This is a genomic window from Leifsonia sp. KNZ12-8B, from assembly GCF_056755495.1.
In genome coordinates this window covers 1-19,525 of the sequence record NZ_JBPGXM010000069.1, presented here as the reverse complement: position 1 = coordinate 19,525, position 19,525 = coordinate 1, and the positions used below count along the sequence as shown (strand labels likewise).

17 protein-coding genes are annotated in these 19,525 nt (G+C 71.5%); 13 read left to right on the top strand and 4 right to left on the bottom strand.

Going from position 1 to position 19,525, the window contains the following annotated elements; all coding sequences use genetic code 11:
- Positions 1-83 precede the first annotated feature (83 nt).
- Together ACR9ZG_RS11470 and ACR9ZG_RS11465 are read right to left on the bottom strand one after the other, a co-directional pair.
- Positions 84-776 carry a DUF1684 domain-containing protein gene (locus ACR9ZG_RS11470; protein ID WP_481284966.1) on the bottom strand — a complete coding sequence of 231 codons (693 nt, stop codon included), beginning with the start codon at positions 774-776 and terminating at the stop codon, positions 84-86.
- A complete protein-coding gene (locus ACR9ZG_RS11465) occupies positions 773-1,495 on the bottom strand; it encodes a hypothetical protein (protein WP_481284965.1) in 723 nt (240 codons plus the stop codon). The genes ACR9ZG_RS11470 and ACR9ZG_RS11465 overlap by 4 nt, the downstream gene beginning before the upstream one ends.
- A gap of 151 nt (positions 1,496-1,646) precedes the next feature.
- Between ACR9ZG_RS11465 and ACR9ZG_RS11460 the strand changes: the two genes are divergently transcribed.
- The 5 genes from ACR9ZG_RS11460 to ACR9ZG_RS11440 all read left to right on the top strand — a co-directional run bounded on the left by ACR9ZG_RS11460 (position 1,647) and on the right by ACR9ZG_RS11440 (position 5,734).
- Complete coding sequence (locus ACR9ZG_RS11460; RefSeq protein WP_481284964.1) at positions 1,647-2,144, top strand: EVE domain-containing protein; 498 nt, start codon at positions 1,647-1,649, stop codon at positions 2,142-2,144.
- A gap of 720 nt (positions 2,145-2,864) precedes the next feature.
- Complete coding sequence (locus ACR9ZG_RS11455) at positions 2,865-3,167, top strand: DUF427 domain-containing protein (protein ID WP_481284963.1); 303 nt, start codon at positions 2,865-2,867, stop codon at positions 3,165-3,167.
- A gap of 145 nt (positions 3,168-3,312) precedes the next feature.
- A complete protein-coding gene (locus tag ACR9ZG_RS11450) occupies positions 3,313-4,503 on the top strand; it encodes a PQQ-dependent sugar dehydrogenase (protein WP_481284962.1) in 1,191 nt (396 codons plus the stop codon).
- 180 nt (positions 4,504-4,683) lie between these two features.
- Positions 4,684-5,115, top strand: a complete 432-nt coding sequence (locus tag ACR9ZG_RS11445; protein WP_481284961.1) for a hypothetical protein — start codon at positions 4,684-4,686, stop codon at positions 5,113-5,115.
- Positions 5,116-5,227: 112 nt separating this feature from the next.
- Complete coding sequence (locus tag ACR9ZG_RS11440; protein WP_481284960.1) at positions 5,228-5,734, top strand: SprT-like domain-containing protein; 507 nt, start codon at positions 5,228-5,230, stop codon at positions 5,732-5,734.
- Between the two features lie 27 nt (positions 5,735-5,761).
- On the opposite strand, the gene ACR9ZG_RS11435 is transcribed toward ACR9ZG_RS11440, so the two are convergent.
- Complete coding sequence (locus ACR9ZG_RS11435; protein WP_481284959.1) at positions 5,762-6,379, bottom strand: GNAT family N-acetyltransferase; 618 nt, start codon at positions 6,377-6,379, stop codon at positions 5,762-5,764.
- A gap of 75 nt (positions 6,380-6,454) precedes the next feature.
- Between ACR9ZG_RS11435 and ACR9ZG_RS11430 the strand changes: the two genes are divergently transcribed.
- From ACR9ZG_RS11430 to ACR9ZG_RS11415, 4 genes are all read left to right on the top strand, one after another.
- Positions 6,455-7,072, top strand: a complete 618-nt coding sequence (locus ACR9ZG_RS11430) for a CGNR zinc finger domain-containing protein (RefSeq protein WP_481284958.1) — start codon at positions 6,455-6,457, stop codon at positions 7,070-7,072.
- A gap of 88 nt (positions 7,073-7,160) precedes the next feature.
- Positions 7,161-7,922, top strand: a complete 762-nt coding sequence (locus tag ACR9ZG_RS11425; RefSeq protein WP_481284957.1) for a LamB/YcsF family protein — start codon at positions 7,161-7,163, stop codon at positions 7,920-7,922.
- Positions 7,919-8,533, top strand: coding sequence for a 5-oxoprolinase subunit B family protein (locus tag ACR9ZG_RS11420; RefSeq protein ID WP_481284956.1), 615 nt, complete (start codon positions 7,919-7,921; stop codon positions 8,531-8,533). The genes ACR9ZG_RS11425 and ACR9ZG_RS11420 overlap by 4 nt, the downstream gene beginning before the upstream one ends.
- Positions 8,533-9,408 carry a 5-oxoprolinase subunit C family protein gene (locus tag ACR9ZG_RS11415; RefSeq protein WP_481284955.1) on the top strand — a complete coding sequence of 292 codons (876 nt, stop codon included), beginning with the start codon at positions 8,533-8,535 and terminating at the stop codon, positions 9,406-9,408. Before ACR9ZG_RS11420 ends, ACR9ZG_RS11415 begins: the two co-directional genes overlap by 1 nt.
- Before the next feature lie 30 nt (positions 9,409-9,438).
- Here ACR9ZG_RS11415 and ACR9ZG_RS11410 read toward each other — a convergent pair whose 3' ends face one another.
- Positions 9,439-10,305 (bottom strand): spermidine synthase, encoded by an 867-nt coding sequence (locus tag ACR9ZG_RS11410; RefSeq protein WP_481284954.1) that lies wholly within the window; start codon positions 10,303-10,305, stop codon positions 9,439-9,441.
- A gap of 111 nt (positions 10,306-10,416) precedes the next feature.
- On the opposite strand from ACR9ZG_RS11410, the gene ACR9ZG_RS11405 reads away from it, so the two are divergent.
- From ACR9ZG_RS11405 to ACR9ZG_RS11390, 4 genes are all read left to right on the top strand, one after another.
- Positions 10,417-11,454 (top strand): SDR family oxidoreductase, encoded by a 1,038-nt coding sequence (locus ACR9ZG_RS11405; protein ID WP_481284953.1) that lies wholly within the window; start codon positions 10,417-10,419, stop codon positions 11,452-11,454.
- Between the two features lie 274 nt (positions 11,455-11,728).
- Entirely contained in the window at positions 11,729-15,226 is a 3,498-nt protein-coding gene (rpoB, locus tag ACR9ZG_RS11400; protein ID WP_481284952.1) for a DNA-directed RNA polymerase subunit beta, read from the top strand.
- A 51-nt stretch (positions 15,227-15,277) separates the two neighbouring features.
- Complete coding sequence (gene rpoC, locus ACR9ZG_RS11395; protein ID WP_481284967.1) at positions 15,278-19,153, top strand: DNA-directed RNA polymerase subunit beta'; 3,876 nt, start codon at positions 15,278-15,280, stop codon at positions 19,151-19,153.
- Between the two features lie 83 nt (positions 19,154-19,236).
- Positions 19,237-19,461: a hypothetical protein gene (locus ACR9ZG_RS11390; RefSeq protein ID WP_481284951.1), complete on the top strand. Its 225-nt coding sequence runs from the start codon at positions 19,237-19,239 to the stop codon at positions 19,459-19,461.
- Positions 19,462-19,525 lie beyond the last annotated feature (64 nt).

Sequence of the window (19,525 nt, the reverse complement as noted above, 5' to 3'; positions counted from 1 at the left end):
GTCGTGACATGTGGTCACTTCTCGGCGGCCGAACCCGCAACGACTCACGACTCGGCGCGCTCCGCCCGCGGCAGCACGCGCGCTCACGCGCCGCCGGCGTACCGCTCCCCGACCGGGATCTCGATCGGCAGCGTGTTGCCGGCCTGCGCGAGCGGGCAGGCCCAGGCCGGGTCGTAGGCGCAGGACGGGTTGTACGCGAAGTTGAAGTCCAGCACGAGCGTCGCCTCGTCACCGTCCGCGGAGAGCCCGAGGTCGGCGCCCTTGATCGTGTCGATCAGGTAGCGCCCTCCGCCGTACGTCCCGCCGGGCCGCCCGGCGAGCGCGTCCTTCACCGGCACGAACAGCCCGCCGCCGTAGGACGCCAGCCGCCAGACGTCGAGCGTCCCCGCGAGCGGCACGCGCACCGTGCCGAGCAGCTCGAACGGCACGACGCCGTCCGTCCCCGTCTCGACCTCCATGCGCCGCTCCTCGCTCGCGGGCAGGATCGGTAGCTCGAATCGCCAGTCCGGGTCGTACCCGGCGACGGGCAGTCCGGTGAACCGCTCGCGGTCCGCATCCAGCAGGGGGGAGGCCGGATGCGACGAGAACAGCTCGTCCCGGCACGACACCCAGTGCGCGTGCGCCTGGACCGGGTCGGTCGCCGCCATCCGCCGGACCGTCGCGTAGAGCCCGAAGACCCTCTGCCGCCAGTCCGCCGTCTCCACGGCGGTGACGGCGCGGGCGCGGCCCGCGCCACCCTCGGCCTGCACGGAGTCGGCGGAATCGATCGTGCTCATGGAGCCTCCTCGGACGGGACGGCGGATGTGCCGTTCCCAGCATTCTGCCCCCGGCCGGCGCCCTCCTCCCGCGCCTCGCCCTCTGCAGCCCGGCCCTCTGCGGCCTCGCCCTGCGCCGCCTCGCCCTCGGCCGCGTGACCCTGCGCAGTCTCGCCCTCCGCCGCCAGCCGCGCCGCCTCCCGCGCCGCGATCCGCTCCGGGTCCAGCTCGGGGTCGTACGCCCACGTCGGCGCGAGCTGCCTGAGCCGCCTGCCGCGCCACTGCCAGAACGCCCACAGCGTGTACCAGGCGACCGGCGTCAACACCCCGGCGCGCACGATGAGCTGATCGCGGTACAGCGTGCGGAGCCGGCCGTCCGGGCCCGGTCCGGCGGGGTCCGGTGCGATCGCCATGCGGTGATCGAGGTGGGGGAGCGCCGCCAGGAAGCCGCTCGTGCCTCCTCCGCTGTCGCGCAGGATGCGGGTCGCGCTCTCCCGCGGATCCGTCGACCGGAGCGTGTCGAGCCGGATGGCCTGGGTACCGACCGTGAACGCGCCCAACGGCCGAACCCGCACCCGGTGATCCCGCGTCACGGGCCACGTCGCCGGGAACCCCGCGGGCTCGTCCGACCGGAAGTCCAGCCACGGCAGGGCGACCTCGCGGAAGGCCGTCGGGCTCTGCAGGGCCCGCCAGGCGGCGTCGGGGTCGCAGTCGAGGATCAGCTTGAGGAGAACGCGCACGTCACCAGTGTCGCCCCTCCTCGCGGCGGCCCGTGGGTCTTCGTGGTGTATTCACGTCATCCAGCCTGGAGGCCCCGCGACGAGGCCGCCCCGGAGTGGCGGAATCTGTGGAGAAGTCCGAATGACACAGGCATGCGGTAGAAACGGGGACATGGCGATCCGGTACTGGCTGGGCGTGGTCCAGCGCGACCACGTCCTCCGCGGCGTGGCCGGCGGCTTCGCCCAGGTCAACCACGGCGCCAGGGCGCCGCTCGAGCGCATGCGGCCGGCCGACGGCTTCGTCTACTACTCGCCCAAGACGGCCTACCCCGACGGGGATCCGCTCAAGGAGTTCACCGCGATCGGCCGCATCGCCGACGACGCGACGTTCCAGGCGACGCAGGGACCGGCCATGACCGGTCCCAACGGCGACTTCATGCCGTGGCGGCGCCGGGTGGGGTGGGACCACGACGCGGTCGCGACGCCGATCCGGCCGATGCTGCCCTCCCTCGACTTCACGCGCGACACCCGCGACTGGGGTTACCAGCTGCGGCGCGGCCTCATCGAGATCAGTCGTCACGACTTCGAGCTGATCCGGCGCCAGATGCGGCCGTCACCGGAGGACACACGCCGGAGCCGCTCGTCCGCGCGAATTACGATGGCCCGGTGACCGACAGCCTCACCGCCCCGAGCACCCCCGCAGCGCACCGCCAGACCAAGTACCAGGTCCGCTTCGACTGGGCCTCCGCCGGCGCCGCCGCCGTGGCCGCCGACGCCGACGTGGTCGTGTGGATCGACGCCCTGCCCGCGGATGGTCCGCACGGCACCGTGGATGCCGCCCCCGCGCTCGCCGCCGCCCCCGGCCACGCCGCCGTGCTCGCGGCCGGGCTCACCGACGCCCCCGCGGTCGCGCGCTGGATCCTCGACGAGCAGGTCCGCCTCGGCCGCCGCGCCATGATCGCCCTCGTCGCGGCGGGAGGCACGGCAGCGGCAGCCCCCGCAGCCTCGGCAGCCCCCGCAGCCCCCCGCAGCCTCGGCCGCCCCCCGCTTCGCCGTCGAGGACCTCCTCGCCGCCGGCGCCGTCGTCGACGCGCTCGCCGCCTCCGGCATCGACTACAGCTCTCCGGAGGCCGCCGCCGCGTGCGCCGCGTTCACCGGCCTCCGCGGCGCCGTCGCGCACCTCCTCACCGCCTCCGTCTCTGGTCAGGAGCTCGTCGCGAGCGGCTTCACCCCGGCCGACATCGCCCCCGCTGGGAGGCTCGACACCTCCGCCGAGGTCCGCGTCCTCCGCGCCGCGTCGGCCTGAGCGCCCCGTCCCGGCCCCTGGGAGCTCCCTCCACCCCGGAATGTCCACGAGAACACGGGTGTTCACTGCCACCAGGAGGTAATGATGAAGGCCGTTTTGAATGGCACCGTGATCGCCGAGGCCCCGCAGGAGGACCTCATCCGCATCGAGGGCAACTGGTACTTCCCGCCGGCGAGCGTGAAGTCCGAGTACCTCGTCGAGAGCGCGACGCCCTACACCTGTCCGTGGAAGGGCGAGTGCCAGTACTTCTCCGTCAAGGACGGCGACGCCGTGCTCCAGGACCGCGCGTGGAGCTACCCGACCCCGTACCCGAGCTCGTTCGACCGTGTCGGCAAGGACTACAGCGGGTACGTGGCGTTCTGGAAGGACGTCCGCGTCGTCGACTGACGCGTGACCGGGCGACCCGTCGCCCGCCTGGGAACCACCCGGGCACACCCGTTCCGGCCCGGCTCCGCGCGTTACGATGCACGCGAGTCCGGGCCGGCTCCACATCCGGACGCAATGTCGCGACAGCCGCACGGGAGGGGTCAGGATGCGCGTCAGCACGACCCGGCATGGCGCCGCCGTCCGCCGCGCCGTCCTGTCCGCCACCGCCGTCGCCGCCCTCGTCGCGCTGGCCGCCTGCTCCTCCCCGGCTCCGCTGCCGAGCGTGACCAGGACGCCCACCTCGACGCCGCGACCCACGGCCTCGTCGACGCCGGTGGCCGCGATCCCCTGGCAGCCGTCGGACGCGACCACGGATCTCGCGACCGGCCTGGAGGCCCCGTGGTCGGCCGTGCCGCTGCCGAGCGGCTCGACCCTTATCAGCGAACGCGACTCCGGCGACGTGATGGAGCGCCTCCCGCAGGGCGGCCTGCGCCTCGCCGGCACCGTGCCGGGCGTCGTGCACACCGGCGAGAGCGGTCTGCTGGGTCTCGCCGTCCCGCCCGGCAGCGCGCCGCCGTACCTGTACGCCTACGAGACGACCGCCGACGACAACCGCGTGGTGCGTCTCCCGCTGACCGGCGTCCCCGGCAGCTACGCGATCGGCGCGCCGGAGCCGGTGGTGACGGGCATCCCCAAGGCCGCCAACCACGACGGCGGGCGCATCGCCTTCGGCCCGGACGGGATGCTCTACATCACGGCCGGCGACGCCTCCGAGCCCGACCGGGCGCAGGACGTCGGCTCGCTCGGCGGCAAGATCCTCCGCGTCACGCCCGAGGGGAACGTCCCCGCCGACAACCCCTTCCCCGGCTCGCCCGTGTGGTCGTTCGGCCACCGCAACCCGCAGGGCATCGGCTGGGACTCGCACGGCACCATGTGGGCGAGCGAGTTCGGCCAGAACACCTGGGACGAGCTCAACATCATCACGCCAGGCTCCAACTACGGCTGGCCTGCTGTCGAGGGGATCGGCGGCGACCCCGCGTACACCGACCCCGTGCAGCAGTGGACTACCGACGAGGCGAGCCCGAGCGGACTGGCGATCGTCGGCGACACCATCTTCATCGCCGGACTCGGCGGCGAACGCCTGTGGACCGTGTGGTCGACCGACGGCCACGCTCCGGTCACCGCCGAGGCGTTCTTCGACGGCGACCTCGGGAGGCTGCGCGACGTCGTCGCGCGGGGCGACCGCATCTGGCTGCTCACCAACGACACCGACGGCCGCGGCGATCCGCGCCCCGGCGACGACCGGCTGGTGGAGGTGCCGCTCACGCCCGCCGATCCGGCACGGCTTCCTGGCTGAGGGGCTCCGCCGCGACCGGCGGGTAGTCTGGAGCCAGACAGTACGATTCTGGAGCGAACCCTGAGCATCATCCTCGGATACGATCCGACCACCCTTCGAGAGCGCGTCGACCTGCGGGCGGCCGGTGAGCGCCTGGACGAGCTGGGCAGCCTGCGCAGCCTCAGCGCGCTCAACGAGAAGATGGTGCTGCTGCGGCTGCTCGGCCGGCTCGACGAGGCGCTGCAGATCGGCAACGAGGCGGTGCGCCAGGCCCGTTTCACCGGCGACCGGGAGGAGCTGCTCGGCGCGCGCATCCGTCGCGCCCAGGTGCTCCAGTACCAGGGCAAGTACGACGAGGCCGTCGTGGAGCTGACCGGCTGCGTCGACGAGGCCGCCGGCCGCGAGTGGACGGCGCTGGAGGCGTTCGCCGTGCAGAGCCGCGGCAAGGTCTACTTCGACATGAAGGACTACGAGAACGCGCTGACCGACATGAAGGCCGCGGTGTTCCTGCGCGAGAAGCTCGGCGCCTCCCCGGCCGAGATCGACGGCGCGCTGACCGCCGTCGCCGTCGTGCAGGCGTTCCGCGACGAGAGCAGGGGCACGGGGGAGCCCGGCCACGAGGAGGAGCGCTGACCGCGCGGCGTTTCGTCGCGCCCTCGAACTGGAGGGTGGGGGAGGTGCCGCGTAGGATGCCTCGCATGAACCGTCCGGCCTCCCGTCGCTTCGTCGCAGAGGGTCTGCGCTGATGGCGGAGCTGGAGCGGGTGCGCCGCTGGGCGGACGCGCTCATCGCCCTGCACCTCGACCCGCAGGTGTGGAGCTTCGGCTTCGACAACGCGAAGACCCGCGCCGGGCTGTGCAACTACACCGCCAAGCGGATCACGGTGTCGCGGTATCTGGCCTCCCGCTACGACGACGACGAGATCCACCAGATCCTGCTGCACGAGGTCGCGCACGCGCTCGCCGGAGCCCGCGCCGGCCACGGTCCCCGCTGGCGCGCGATCGCGCTCGACCTCGGCTACGAGGGCAAGCGGCTGCACGGCGGCGCCATCGCCGACGACCTGGCGCCCTGGGTCGGCACCTGCCCGAACGGGCACACGCACTACCGCTACCGCAAGCCCGCCCGCGCTCTCGCGTGCGGAGCGTGCAGCCGCCGCTTCGACGCCGCCAACCTGATCTCGTGGCAGCACCGCGAGGTGTCGCCCGCGCAGCGCAGGGTCGCCGCGGCCGCCGCCACCGAACGGCTGGGCTGAGGGAGCAGCGGCGCCGGCCTCGGCCGGCTACTCGGCCGTCGCCTCCGCGGTTGCGAGCCGCGCATCCAGGCCGTCCCGCACCCGCGGCCACTCCTCGCGGAGGATCGAGTACACGGCCGTGTCGCGCCAGCTGCCGTCGGCGCGCGGCTGGGTGTGCCGGAGCACGCCCTCGAAGGTGGCGCCGAGGCGCAGGATGGCCGCGCGGGAGCGCGCGTTCAGCACGTCGGCCTGCAGCTTGACGCGCTCGAATCCGTGGTCGAAGGCCGTGCCGAGCAGGAGGCGCTTGGTCTCGGCGTTGACGAGGGTGCCCCAGACCTCGGGGGCGTAGGCGGTCCAGCCGATGTGGGCCGAGCCGTTGGAGAGCTCGAAGTCGCCGAGCGTCGTCGTGCCGACCAGCCGGTCGCCGTCGCGCAGGCACACGGCGGTCACGTTGCCGGTGCCCCAAGCGAGGTAGCCGAGGATGAACTCGCGCCACTCCTCGTAGGTGTCGCGGTACGCCGCCGGCCCGCCTCCCCACCCTCCGGCGAACACCTCCTGCCGGCCGATCGCGTCGAACAGGTCGGGCAGGTCGTCGAGGCTCAGCGCCCGCAGCCGGACCAGGCGTCCGTCGAGCACGGCGGCGGGGTCGGGGCGCGTCGCGGTCATCCGTTCAGTATGGCAGCGGCCGTCGACCGCAGCGGCCGGGCCCCGGCCCCGGGGTGCGATAGGGTTCCTGAGGCTATGGCGACCGACTCGATCCTCCCCCGCGGCACCGGACAACTGCTCGACACCGGCGACGGACAGCCCTGGTGGTTCGACTCCGGGTCGCTCGCGCTCGACTTCGCGTACACCGGTGGCGAGGAGGCTGCCGGAGGTGTCTCCGTACCGGAGGTGGCCGACGCCGACGCGCTCAACGCCTGGCTGACCGAGCGCTTCCCGGAGGTCGCTCCGACCGCCGGTGAGCGGGAGTTCCGCGACGCCGGCACCCTCCGCTCCGCCATCGGCCGGCTCGCGCGCAGCGCCAGCCGGGGCGAGCTGCCGGCCCCCGACGACGTCGACGTGGTGAACCTCTTCGCCGCCACCCCGGACATCCCGCCGGTGCTCGCGGGCGGTGCACGGCAGGCGGGCCGCACCAACGCGCGGCCCCATCAGGCGCTCGGGTCGATCGCGCGCGACGCCGTGCGGCTGTTCGGGCCGGAGGTCGGCGGCCGCATCCGCGAGTGCTCCGCCGACGACTGCGAGCTGGTGTACCTCGACACCTCGCGCAGCGGCAACCGGCGCTGGTGCTCGATGCAGCGCTGCGGCAACCGCGCCAAGGTCCGCGCGCACCGCGCCCGCGCCTCCCGCGTCGCCGGCTGACCCGCGTCGCAGGCTGACCCGCGTCGCCGCTCGGCCGCGTCGCCGCCCGATCGGCCTCGCCGGCCGACCCGTCCGCCACAATGGACGCATGACGCGTTCCGTCGACCTCAACAGCGATCTCGGCGAGGCGTTCGGCGCCTGGGGGATGGGCGACGACGCCGCCATGCTGCGCGTGGTCACGAGCGCGAACGTCGCCTGCGGCTTCCACGCCGGCGACCCGACGACGATGCTCGCCACGTGCCGCACCGCCGCCGAGCGCGGCGTGGTGGTCGGCGCTCACGTCTCCTACCGCGACCTCGCGGGTTTCGGGAGGCGCGCGATGGAGGTGCCCGCCGCCGAGCTCCGCGACGAGGTGCTCTACCAGCTGTCCGCGCTCGCCGGGATCGCGCGGGCCGCGGGTTCCGCGGTCCGCTACGTGAAGCCGCACGGCGCCCTCTACAACCGGATCGTGTCCGACGAGGCCCAGGCCGGCGCCGTCGCCGAGGCCGTCGCGCTGTTCGACGACGGCCTCGCCCTCCTCGGTCTCGCCGGCTCTGCCATCGAGCGGGCTGCGGTCGACGCCGGCCTGCGCTTCGTCCGCGAGGCGTTCGTCGACCGGGCGTACCGGCCGGACGGCACGCTGGTGCCGCGCACGGAGCCCGGCGCCGTCCTCCACGACGGTGCGGGCATCGCCGAGCGCGCCCTCCGGCTCGCCGCCGAGGGCCGGGTGGCGGCCGTCGACGGCACCGATATCGCCGTGGAGGTCGACTCGCTCTGCGTGCATGGCGACACCCCCGGGGCGGTCGCGATGGCGGAGGCCGTTCGCTCGCGGCTCGACGAGGCCGGCATCCGCGTGGCGCCGTTCGCATGACGCGCCGCATCCTCCCCTCGGGCGAGCGGGCCCTGCTCGTCGAACTGCGCGGCCTGGAGGAGGTGCTCGCGCTGTATCCGGCGCTCGAGCGGAGCCGCCCGGCCGGCGTGGTCGACCTCGTGCCCGCGGCGAGGACCATCGGGGTCTCGCTGGACCCGCACCTCCTCCCGCCGGCGGCGGCCGCGGCCTGGCTCGAACGCACCCCGGCCGATCCGGCCCCGCGCGACGACGGGCCAGCCGTCGAGCTGACCGTGCGCTACGACGGCCCCGACCTCGCCGAGGTCGCCGCACTGCTCGGCGTCTCGGAGCGCGAGGTGGTGGCGCTCCACACCGGTTCGGTCTGGCGGGTGGCGTTCGGCGGCTTCGCCCCCGGGTTCGGCTATCTCGTGACCGGCCACGACCGCCTCCACGTGCCGCGCCGCAGCACCCCGCGCACCGCGGTCCCGGCGGGAGCCGTCGCACTGGCCGGCGAGTTCAGCGGCGTCTACCCGCGCGAGAGTCCGGGCGGCTGGCAGCTGATCGGCACGACCGACGCCGTGCTGTGGGACCCCGCCGCCGATCCGCCCGCCCTGCTGCGCCCCGGCGCCGTGGTGCGGTTCCGGGGGGCGTGATGAGCCTTCACGTGGTCGCACCCGGCCCGCTCGCCCTGGTCCAGGACCTCGGCCGTCCCGGCCTCGCCCACCTCGGCGTCAGCCCCTCCGGCGCGCTCGACCGCGGTGCTCTGACCCTGGCGAACCGGCTCGTCGGCAATCCGGAGGGCGCCGCGGCGCTGGAGCTGCTGATCGGCGGATTCGAAGCGCGGTTCGACGCGCCGACCTGGTTCGCCGTGACGGGGGCGGAGGCTGCCCTCACGCTGGACGGGCGCCCGCTCGATGCGAACCTCCCGCACCGGGCCGAGGCGGGCCAGGTGCTGCGCATCGGCTCAGCGGTCGTCGGCCTCCGGCTCTACCTCGCGGTCCGCGGCGGTCTCGCGGTCGAGCCGGTGCTCGGCTCCCGGTCGCGGGACGTGCTCGCCTCGCTCGGGCCGGAACCGGTCGCCGCGGGCGACGTGCTGCCGGTCGGCGGGCCTCCCGCCGATCCGGTTCCGGCGATCGACGTCGTGCCGCTCGACCCGCCGTCGTCCGGCGCGGTGGAGGTGCACGCGCTCCGCGGGCCGCGCGCCGACTGGTTCACGCCCGCCGCGCTCGGCGCCTTCTACGGGAGCGGGTGGAGGCTCGCCGCCGACAGCAACCGCGTCGGCGCCCGCCTCGACCCGCCCGCAGGCGTCCCCGCTGACCTGCTCGCCCGCGCGGTCCGCGCCGAGCTGCCCAGCGAGGCGATGGTGGCGGGCTCGGTCCAGGTGTCACCTGACGGCCGGCCGACCGTGCTGCTCGCCGACCACCCGGTCACCGGCGGCTACCCGGTGATCGCCGTGGTGACCCGGGCCTCCCTCGACCGGTTCGCGCAGCTGCGGCCCGGTCAGGAGGTCGTGTTCCGGCACGCCTGACGGTCGCGGGGCGCGCCGCAGCGGCCGCGATCAGTCGCGTCGCGTCCCGGTCTGGAAGATGTTGCGCGCGGGCGGCGGCGACGGAACGCTCGTCTGGTCGGTCACGATCGGAGCGTTCGCGACGAAGGCGCGCAGCTCATCGCCCGCGACCGCCTTGGCCGGGTGCGGCCCGCTGGCGAGCAGCCGCGGCAGCCACTCCAGCGGCAGCGGCGAGTCGGAGCCGACGAGCACGACGTTGCCGAACCTCCTGCCCTTCAGCACCTGCGTCTCGGCGAGTGCCGCCACGTGCTCGACGACCGTGCCGAGCGTGGCGATCTGGCTGCGCGCGAACGAGAGGGGAGGCCCGTCCGCCACGTTGACGAGCACGATCCCGCCCGGCTTCAGCAGCGAGACCGCCGACCGGTAGAACTCGACGCTCGTCACGTGCGCGGGCGTGCGCGAGCCGCTGAAGATGTCGATCACGAGCAGGTCGACAGCGCCGCGCAGCCCGGCGGGCAGCTTGCCGACGACCTCCCGCGCATCCCCGTGCCGGATGCGGATGGAGGCGTACCGCGGCAGCGGCAGGTTCTCGCGCACGAGCTCCACCAGGCGCGACTCGAGCTCGACGACCTGCTGGCGCGAGCCCGGCCGGGTGTGCGCGATGTAGCGGGGGAGGGTCAGCGCGCCGGCGCCCAGATGCACGGCGGTGATGGGCTCGCCCGGCTCGCCGATCAAGTCGATGACGTTGCCCATCCGCTGGATGTACTCGAAGAACAGCTGGGAGGGGTCGTCGAGGTTGACGTGCGACTGCGGCGTCCCGTCCACCACGAGCTGGTAGGCCCCCGGCACGAACCGGTCGGGCTCGATCACCGCGAGGTAGCCGCTCTCACCGAGCACGACGGAGGGGTTCTGCGACACGACCTCCACCCTAACCGCCCGCCGAGTCGTGACATGTGGTCGCTTCTCGACGGCGGAACCCGCAACGACTCACGACTCGGCAGATCGCGGGAACGGGTGCACGATGGGCGCATGAACGGCGAACGGGTGCTGGTGACGGGCGGGTCCGGCTTCATCGGGGCGCACTGCGTGCTCGCGCTGCTGCAGGCCGGCTACGACGTCCGCACGACGATCCGCACACCGGCCAGGGCCGCCGACGTGCGGTCCCAGCTGCGCGCGGGAGGCGTCGACGACCCCGGCGACCGGCTCTCGTTCGCGGTCGCCGACCTGACCAGCGACGCCGGCTGGAGCGACGCGGTCGCCGGCTGCCGGCACGTGCTGCACGTGGCCTCCCCGTTCCCCCGGCGCCAGCCCAAGGACCCCGACGAGCTCGTCGTACCCGCGCGGGAGGGCGCCCTGCGGGTGCTGCGCGCGTCGCGTGACGCTGGTGTGCAGCGGGTGGTGCTCACCTCGTCCTTCGCGGCGATCGGATACGGCCATGCCCCCACCGACCGCGCCTTCACCGAGGAGGACTGGACCGAGCTCGACAGCGGCCGCCCGGTCAGCCCGTACGTGCGCTCCAAGACACTGGCCGAGCGGGCGGCATGGGACTTCATCGAGCGCGAGGGAGGTCCGCTCGAGCTGGCGACCGTCAACCCCGTCGGCGTGCTCGGCCCGGTGCTCGGCCCGGACGTGTCGAGCTCGGTCGAGCTGATCAGGCTGCTGCGGGAGGGACGCCTCCCGCGCCTCCCCGACGTCCACTTCGGCATCGTGGACGCGCGCGACGTCGCGTCCCTGCACCTCCTCGCGATGACGAGGCCTGAGGCGGCGGGCGAGCGCTTCCTCGCCATCGCGGGCGAGGTGATGAGCGCGCAGGAGGTCGCCCTCCTGATCCGCGGCCACCTCGGCGCCGCGGGCGGTCACCGCATCAGCACGAAGCTCATGCCGGACTGGGTGCTGAAGGCGGCCGCCCCGTTCAGCAGGCAGGTGCGCGACTCCCTCGGCGACATCGGGGTGGTGCGCAGGGCCTCCGGGGAGAAGGCCAGGAGGGTGCTCGGCTGGGAGCCGCGCAGCCGCGAGGAGGCCGTCATCGCGACCGTCGACACGCTCGCGGTGCAGCCCACGACGTAGGAATATCGGCCCGGCGCGGCGGGTTATACCCCATCGACGCGTTCTCGGTCAAGAAAAGACTGGACACGGCGCGTCCGATTGACATATAGTTGTTCTTTGCGCTCCCGGACACACTTCTGCCTTCATATTGCGGTCGGCTCTGTCTCCCACCCGCGCGCCTGGGCCCGGCTCCTCGGGTCAGATACGGCGACTGCGTGACCGGCCGGGAGCCCTCGTCCACACCCTCACCTGACCGACAGTAACTGGCCCGACGGGGCCCACGGAGGTTATTTCCTTGGCTGCTGCGCGCAACGCAACCAACCCTGACAAGACACCCAAGAACGGACGAGCCGCCTCTCGTCTCTCGTTCGCCAAGATCACGGACACCCTGACGGTTCCCGACCTGCTCGCCCTGCAGACCGAGAGCTTCGACTGGCTGGTCGGCAACGACGCGTGGAAGGCTCGCGTCGCCGAAGCCGAGGAGCAGGGTCGCCAGGATCTTCCCGCCGCGACCGGCCTCGAGGAGATCTTCGAGGAGATCTCGCCCATCGAGGACCTCGGCGAGACCATGCAGCTCTCCTTCACGAACCCGTTCCTGGAGGAGAAGAAGTACTCCATCGACGAGTGCAAGGAGAAGGGCAAGACCTACGCGGCCCCGCTCTACGTCGAGGCCGAGTTCATGAACCACCTCACCGGTGAGATCAAGACCCAGACCGTCTTCATGGGCGACTTCCCGCTCATGACCGAGAAGGGCACCTTCATCATCAACGGCACCGAGCGTGTCGTGGTGTCGCAGCTCGTCCGCTCCCCGGGCGTGTACTTCGAGGCCGCCGCCGACAAGACCTCCGACAAGGACATCTACTCGGCGCGCATCATCCCGAGCCGCGGTGCGTGGCTCGAGTTCGAGATCGACAAGCGCGACCAGGTCGGCGTCCGCATCGACCGCAAGCGCAAGCAGTCGGTCACGGTGTTCCTGAAGGCCCTCGGCCTCACCAGCGAGGAGATCCTCGCCGAGTTCGCCGGCTTCCAGTCCATCGAGGCCACCCTGGAGAAGGACACCGTCCTCACCAAGGAGGAGGCGCTCAAGGACATCTACCGCAAGCTGCGTCCGGGCGAGCAGGTCGCCGCCGAGGCCGCGCGTGCGCTCCTCGACAACTTCTACTTCAACCCGAAGCGCTACGACCTCGCCAAGGTCGGCCGTTACAAGATCAACCGCAAGCTCGGCCTCGAGGCCCCGCTCTCGGACTCGGTGCTGACCACCCAGGACATCATCGCGACGATCAAGTACCTGGTGTCGCTGCACGACGGCCAGACCACGATCAAGGGCCTCCGGAACGGCGAGCTGACCGACATCCGCATCGATGTCGACGACATCGACCACTTCGGCAACCGTCGCATCCGCGCCGTCGGCGAGCTCATCCAGAATCAGGTCCGCACCGGTCTCTCCCGCATGGAGCGCGTCGTCCGCGAGCGCATGACCACGCAGGACATCGAGGCGATCACCCCGCAGACCCTGATCAACGTGCGCCCCGTCGTCGCCGCGATCAAGGAGTTCTTCGGCACCTCGCAGCTGTCGCAGTTCATGGACCAGAACAACCCGCTCGCGGGCCTGACCCACAAGCGCCGCCTGTCGGCGCTGGGCCCCGGTGGTCTGAGCCGTGAGCGCGCGGGCGTCGAGGTCCGTGACGTGCACCCGTCGCACTACGGCCGCATGTGCCCGATCGAGACCCCTGAGGGCCCGAACATCGGCCTCATCGGCTCGCTCGCGTCGTTCGCGCGCATCAACTCCTTCGGCTTCATCGAGACGCCGTACCGCAAGGTCGTCGACGGCCGGGTCACCGACCAGATCGACTACCTGACGGCCTCCGAGGAGGACGACTTCGTCATCGCGCAGGCCAACGCGCCGCTCGACGCGAACGGCCACTTCACCGAGGAGCGCGTGCTCGCCCGGCAGAAGGGCGGCGAGGTCGACCTGATCCCCGCCGGCGAGATCGGCTACATGGACGTCTCCCCGCGCCAGATGGTCTCGGTGGGCACCTCGCTCATCCCGTTCCTCGAGCACGACGACGCCAACCGCGCGCTCATGGGCGCCAACATGCAGCGCCAGGCCGTGCCGCTCCTCCGCTCGGAGAGCCCGCTGGTCGGCACCGGCATGGAGGGCTACGCCGCGATCGACGCCGGTGACGTCGTCACCGCCGAGAAGTCCGGTGTGGTCTCCGAGGTCTCGGCCGACGCGGTCACCGTGATGGCGGACGACGGCACGTACCAGACGTACTACCTCCGCAAGTTCGACCGCTCCAACCAGGGCACGTCGTACAACCACCGCGTCGTCGTCGACGAGGGCGACCGGATCGAGGCGGGCGAGGTCGTCGCAGACGGCCCTGCCACCGAGAACGGCGAGCTCGCGCTCGGCAAGAACCTCCTCGTGGCGTTCATGCCGTGGGAGGGTCACAACTTCGAGGACGCGATCATCCTCAGCCAGAACCTGGTGAAGGACGACACCCTCTCCTCGATCCACATCGAGGAGTACGAGGTCGACGCCCGCGACACCAAGCTGGGCAAGGAGGAGATCACCCGCGACCTGCCGAACGTCAGCCCGGACCTCCTGGCCGACCTCGACGAGCGCGGCATCATCCGCATCGGCGCCGAGGTGCGCCCCGGCGACATCCTCGTCGGCAAGGTCACGCCGAAGGGCGAGACCGAGCTGAGCGCCGAGGAGCGCCTGCTCCGCGCGATCTTCAACGAGAAGAGCCGCGAGGTGCGCGACACCTCCCTCAAGGTCCCGCACGGCGAGGAGGGCACCATCATCGGTGTCAAGGTCTTCGACGCGCAGGACGGCGACGACGAGCTCGGCTCCGGCGTGAACCAGCGCGTGGTGGTCTACATCGCCCAGAAGCGCAAGATCACCGCGGGTGACAAGCTCGCCGGCCGTCACGGCAACAAGGGCGTCATCTCCAAGATCCTTCCGGTCGAGGACATGCCGTTCCTCGCGGACGGCACCCCGGTCGACGTGATCCTCAACCCGCTCGGCGTCCCCGGCCGCATGAACTTCGGCCAGGTGCTGGAGATCCACCTCGGCTGGATCGCCAAGAACGGCTGGAAGATCGACGGCTCCCCGGAGTGGGCGGCCCAGCTGCCCGAGGCCGCGCTGAGCGCCGAGCCGAACACCAAGGTCGCGACCCCGGTGTTCGACGGCGCGAAGGAGGACGAGATCGCGGGTCTGCTCGACTCGACGCTCCCGACCCGCGACGGCGACCGCCTCATCGGCGCCTCCGGCAAGACCCGCCTGTTCGACGGCCGCTCCGGCGAGCCGTACCCGGACCCTGTGTCGGTCGGCTACATGTACATCCTGAAGCTGCACCACCTGGTCGACGACAAGATCCACGCCCGCTCGACCGGCCCGTACTCGATGATCACCCAGCAGCCGCTCGGTGGTAAGGCGCAGTTCGGCGGTCAGCGCTTCGGCGAGATGGAGGTGTGGGCCCTCGAGGCGTACGGCGCCGCCTACGCCCTGCAGGAGCTCCTCACCATCAAGTCGGACGACATCCTCGGCCGCGTGAAGGTGTACGAGGCCATCGTCAAGGGTGAGAACATCCAGGAGCCGGGCATCCCGGAGTCCTTCAAGGTGCTCATCAAGGAGATGCAGTCGCTCTGCCTGAACGTGGAGGTGCTCTCGGCCGACGGCCAGGCGGTCAGCCTGCGCGACGCGGACGACGAGGCCTTCCGTGCGGCGGAGGAGCTCGGCATCAACATCTCCTCCCGCTTCGAGTCCTCGTCGATCGACGAGATCTAAGCGGCAGCCAGACCAACTGACGAATTTCTTCAACAGGAGAGAGTGAACACATTGCTCGACGCAACAACTTTTGACGAGCTGCGTATCGGCCTGGCCACCGCTGACGACATCCGTCGCTGGAGCTACGGCGAGGTCAAGAAGCCCGAGACGATCAACTACCGCACCCTGAAGCCCGAGAAGGACGGCCTCTTCGGCGAGCAGATCTTCGGCCCGTCGCGGGACTGGGAGTGCTCGTGCGGCAAGTACAAGCGCGTCCGCTTCAAGGGCATCGTCTGCGAGCGCTGCGGCGTGGAGGTCACCAAGTCCTCCGTCCGTCGTGAGCGCATGGGCCACATCGAGCTCGCCGCCCCGGTCACGCACATCTGGTACTTCAAGGGTGTGCCCAGCCGCCTCGGCTACCTGCTCGACATGGCGCCGAAGGACCTCGAGAAGGTCATCTACTTCGCCGCCTACATGGTGATCGAGGTGGACGATGACGGTCGCCACGCCGACCTCCCCGGCCTCGAGAACGAGCTGCGCCTCGAGATCAAGACGCTGTCCGACCAGCGCGACGCCCGCGTCGCCGAGCGTCTGCAGCGCCTCGAGACCGACCTCGCCGCACTGGAGGAGGAGGGCGCCAAGGCCGACCAGAAGCGCCGCGTCAAGGACACGGCCGAGAAGGAGATGGGCCAGCTCCGCAAGTCCTTCGACGAGGACATCGCCCGCCTCGAGCGCGTGTGGGAGTCGTTCCGCACCCTCAAGGTCGGCGACCTCAAGCCCGAGGATGCGGACTTCAACGAGCTCGTCGACCGCTACGGCCTGTACTTCGAGGCCTACATGGGCGCCGAGGCGATCAAGCGCCGCCTGCAGTCCTTCGACCTGAACGCCGAGGCCGACCTGCTCCGCGAGCAGATCGCCACCGGCAAGGGCCAGAAGAAGATCCGCGCCATCAAGCGCCTGCGCGTGGTGTCGTCGTTCCTGGCGACCGGCAACTCGCCGGCCGCGATGGTCCTCGACGTGGTCCCGGTCATCCCGCCGGAGCTGCGCCCGATGGTCCAGCTCGACGGTGGCCGCTTCGCCACCAGCGACCTGAACGACCTGTACCGCCGCGTGATCAACCGCAACAACCGCCTCCGTCGTCTGCTCGACCTCGGCGCGCCCGAGATCATCGTGAACAACGAGAAGCGCATGCTGCAGGAGGCCGTCGACGCGCTGTTCGACAACGGCCGCCGCGGTCGTCCCGTCACGGGCACCGGCAACCGCGCGCTCAAGTCCCTCAGCGACATGCTGAAGGGCAAGCAGGGCCGGTTCCGCCAGAACCTGCTCGGCAAGCGTGTTGACTACTCGGGCCGTTCGGTCATCATCGTGGGTCCGCAGCTCAAGCTGCACCAGTGCGGTCTGCCCAAGCAGATGGCGCTGGAGCTGTTCAAGCCGTTCGTCATCAAGCGCCTGATCGACCTGAGCCACGCTCAGAACATCAAGGCCGCGAAGCGGATGGTGGAGCGTTCGCGCCCGCAGGTGTGGGACGTGCTCGAGGAGATCATCCGCGAGCGCCCCGTGCTGCTGAACCGCGCCCCCACGCTGCACCGTCTGGGCATCCAGGCGTTCGAGCCGCAGCTCGTCGAGGGCAAGGCCATCCAGCTGCACCCGCTCGTCTGCGCCGCCTTCAACGCGGACTTCGACGGTGACCAGATGGCCGTGCACCTCCCGCTGTCGGTGGAGGCCCAGGCCGAGGCCCGCATCCTGATGCTCGCCTCGAACAACATCCTGAAGCCGTCCGACGGCCGCCCGGTCACCCTGCCCTCGCAGGACATGATCATCGGTCTGCACCACCTCACCACCGTCCGCGAGGGCGCCGTGGGCGAGGGGCGCGCGTTCTCCTCGGTCTCCGAGGCGATCCTCGCCAAGGACCAGGGCACGCTGCACCTGAACGCCAAGGTCAAGATCCGTCTCGACAACTACGTGCCGTCCGACGCGGCGGACACGGGTGCCGAGCCGATCACCGCGATCGTGGAGACGACCCTCGGCCGCGCCCTCTTCAACGAGGCGCTGCCGGCGGACTACCCCTACGTGGAGGCCGTCGCCGACAAGGGCACGATCTCGTCGATCGTGAACGCCCTGGCGGAGCGGTACCCGAAGGTGGAGGTCGCCGCCGCGCTCGACCGGATCAAGGACGCCGGCTTCTACTGGGGCACCCGCTCGGGCGTCACGGTGTCGCTGTCCGACATCCTGACCCCGCCGAACAAGGCGCAGATCGTCTCCGGCTACGAGCAGAAGGCGGCCAAGATCAACGCCGAGTTCGAGAAGGGTCTCACGACCGACCTCGAGCGTCGCCAGGAGCTGGTGAAGATCTGGACCGAGGCCACCAACGAGGTCGCCGAGGCCATGCGCGCCAACTTCCCGGAGGACAACACCATCAACCGCATGGTGACGTCCGGTGCCCGTGGTAACTGGCTGCAGGTCCGCAACATCGCCGGTATGCGCGGTCTGGTGAACAACCCGAAGGGTGAGATCATCCCGCGTCCGATCATCTCCTCGTACCGCGAGGGTCTGTCGGTGGCGGAGTACTTCATCGCGACGCACGGTGCCCGCAAGGGTCTGGCCGACACGGCCCTCCGTACGGCGGACTCGGGCTACCTGACCCGTCGTCTGGTGGACGTCTCGCAGGATGTCATCATCCGCGAGGACGACTGCGGCACGACCAAGGGCCTCGACCTGCCGATCGCGACGGTCGGCGCCGACGGCACGCTCACGCGTGACCCGAACGTCGAGAACTCGGTGTTCGCCCGCACGCTCGCGGCCGACGCCGTGGGCTCGAACGGCGACGTCGTGGCGAAGGCCGGAGACGACGTGGGCGACGTGCTCATCGACAAGCTGGTCGCGGCCGGCGTGACCGACATCAAGGTCCGCTCGGTGCTCACCTGCGAGTCGGCGGTCGGCGTCTGCGCCGCCTGCTACGGCCGTTCGCTCGCGACCGGCAAGCTCGTGGACATCGGCGAGGCGGTCGGCATCATCGCCGCCCAGTCGATCGGCGAGCCCGGCACGCAGCTGACGATGCGTACCTTCCACACCGGTGGTTCGGCCTCCGCGGACGACATCACCCAGGGTCTGCCGCGCGTCCAGGAGCTGTTCGAGGCCCGTACCCCGAAGGGTGCGTCGCCGATCGCCGAGGCCGCCGGCCGCATCGTCATCGAGGAGACGGACAAGTCCCGCAAGGTCATCCTGACCCCGGACAACGGCGACGAGCCGCACGTCTACCCGGTGCTGAAGCGCTCGACCCTCCTGGTGGAGGACGGGCAGCACGTCGAGCTCGGCCAGCAGCTGATCGTCGGAACGGTCGACCCGAAGGAGGTCCTCCGGGTCAAGGGCGTCCGCGAGGTGCAGAAGCACCTGGTGGGCGGCGTCCAGGGCGTCTACCGCTCGCAGGGCGTGCCGATCCACGACAAGCACATCGAGGTCATCGTCCGCCAGATGCTCCGCAAGGTCACCGTCGTCGACCACGGCGACACCGACCTGCTGCCGGGTGAGCTCGTCGACCGCTCGCGGTACAACGAGATCAACCGCGCTGCGCTGCAGGAGGGCAAGAAGACGGCGTCCGCCCGTCAGGAGGTCATGGGTATCACCAAGGCCTCGCTGGCGACCGAGTCGTGGCTGTCGGCCGCGTCCTTCCAGGAGACCACCCGCGTCCTGACGCAGGCGGCCATGGAGGGCAAGTCCGACCCGCTGATCGGTCTCAAGGAGAACGTCATCATCGGAAAGCTCATCCCGGCCGGCACGGGCCTGTCCCGCTACCGGAACGTCACGGTGGAGGCGACCGAGGAGGCCAAGGCGGAGCGGTACCCCAACCGCATCTTCGCCGACGACTCCGCGTTCAGCGAGAACGACCTGAGCTTCGTCGACTTCGACAGCTTCAGCTCGGACGACTACACCCCGGGCACCTACAACTGATAGGCGCCTGACCACGAAGGCCCCCGGCTTCTGCCGGGGGCCTTCGTCGTTCCCGGGCCTCCGGCGTCTGGGACAATGGACCCATGTGGCGCCAGCTCCTCGAGTACACCGATAACGCGGGCCGCGCGATGGTCGGCTTCGCCGGCGTCGCGCTGGTCGTCGCGATCGTCAGCTTCGTCGTGGGCATCAGCCAGGCCGTCGCCGGGCACGCGGCGAGCACCCTCCCGTACTGGCTGACGACGATGGGATGCGCGGTCGTGGCGGGCATCCTCGTCTTCCTCGCCAGCCGCCGCGGCCGCCTCCGCTGACCCCGCCCGCGGGGGGGGGGGGGGGGGGGGGGGGGGGGGGGGGGGGGCGGCCGGGGGGGGGGGG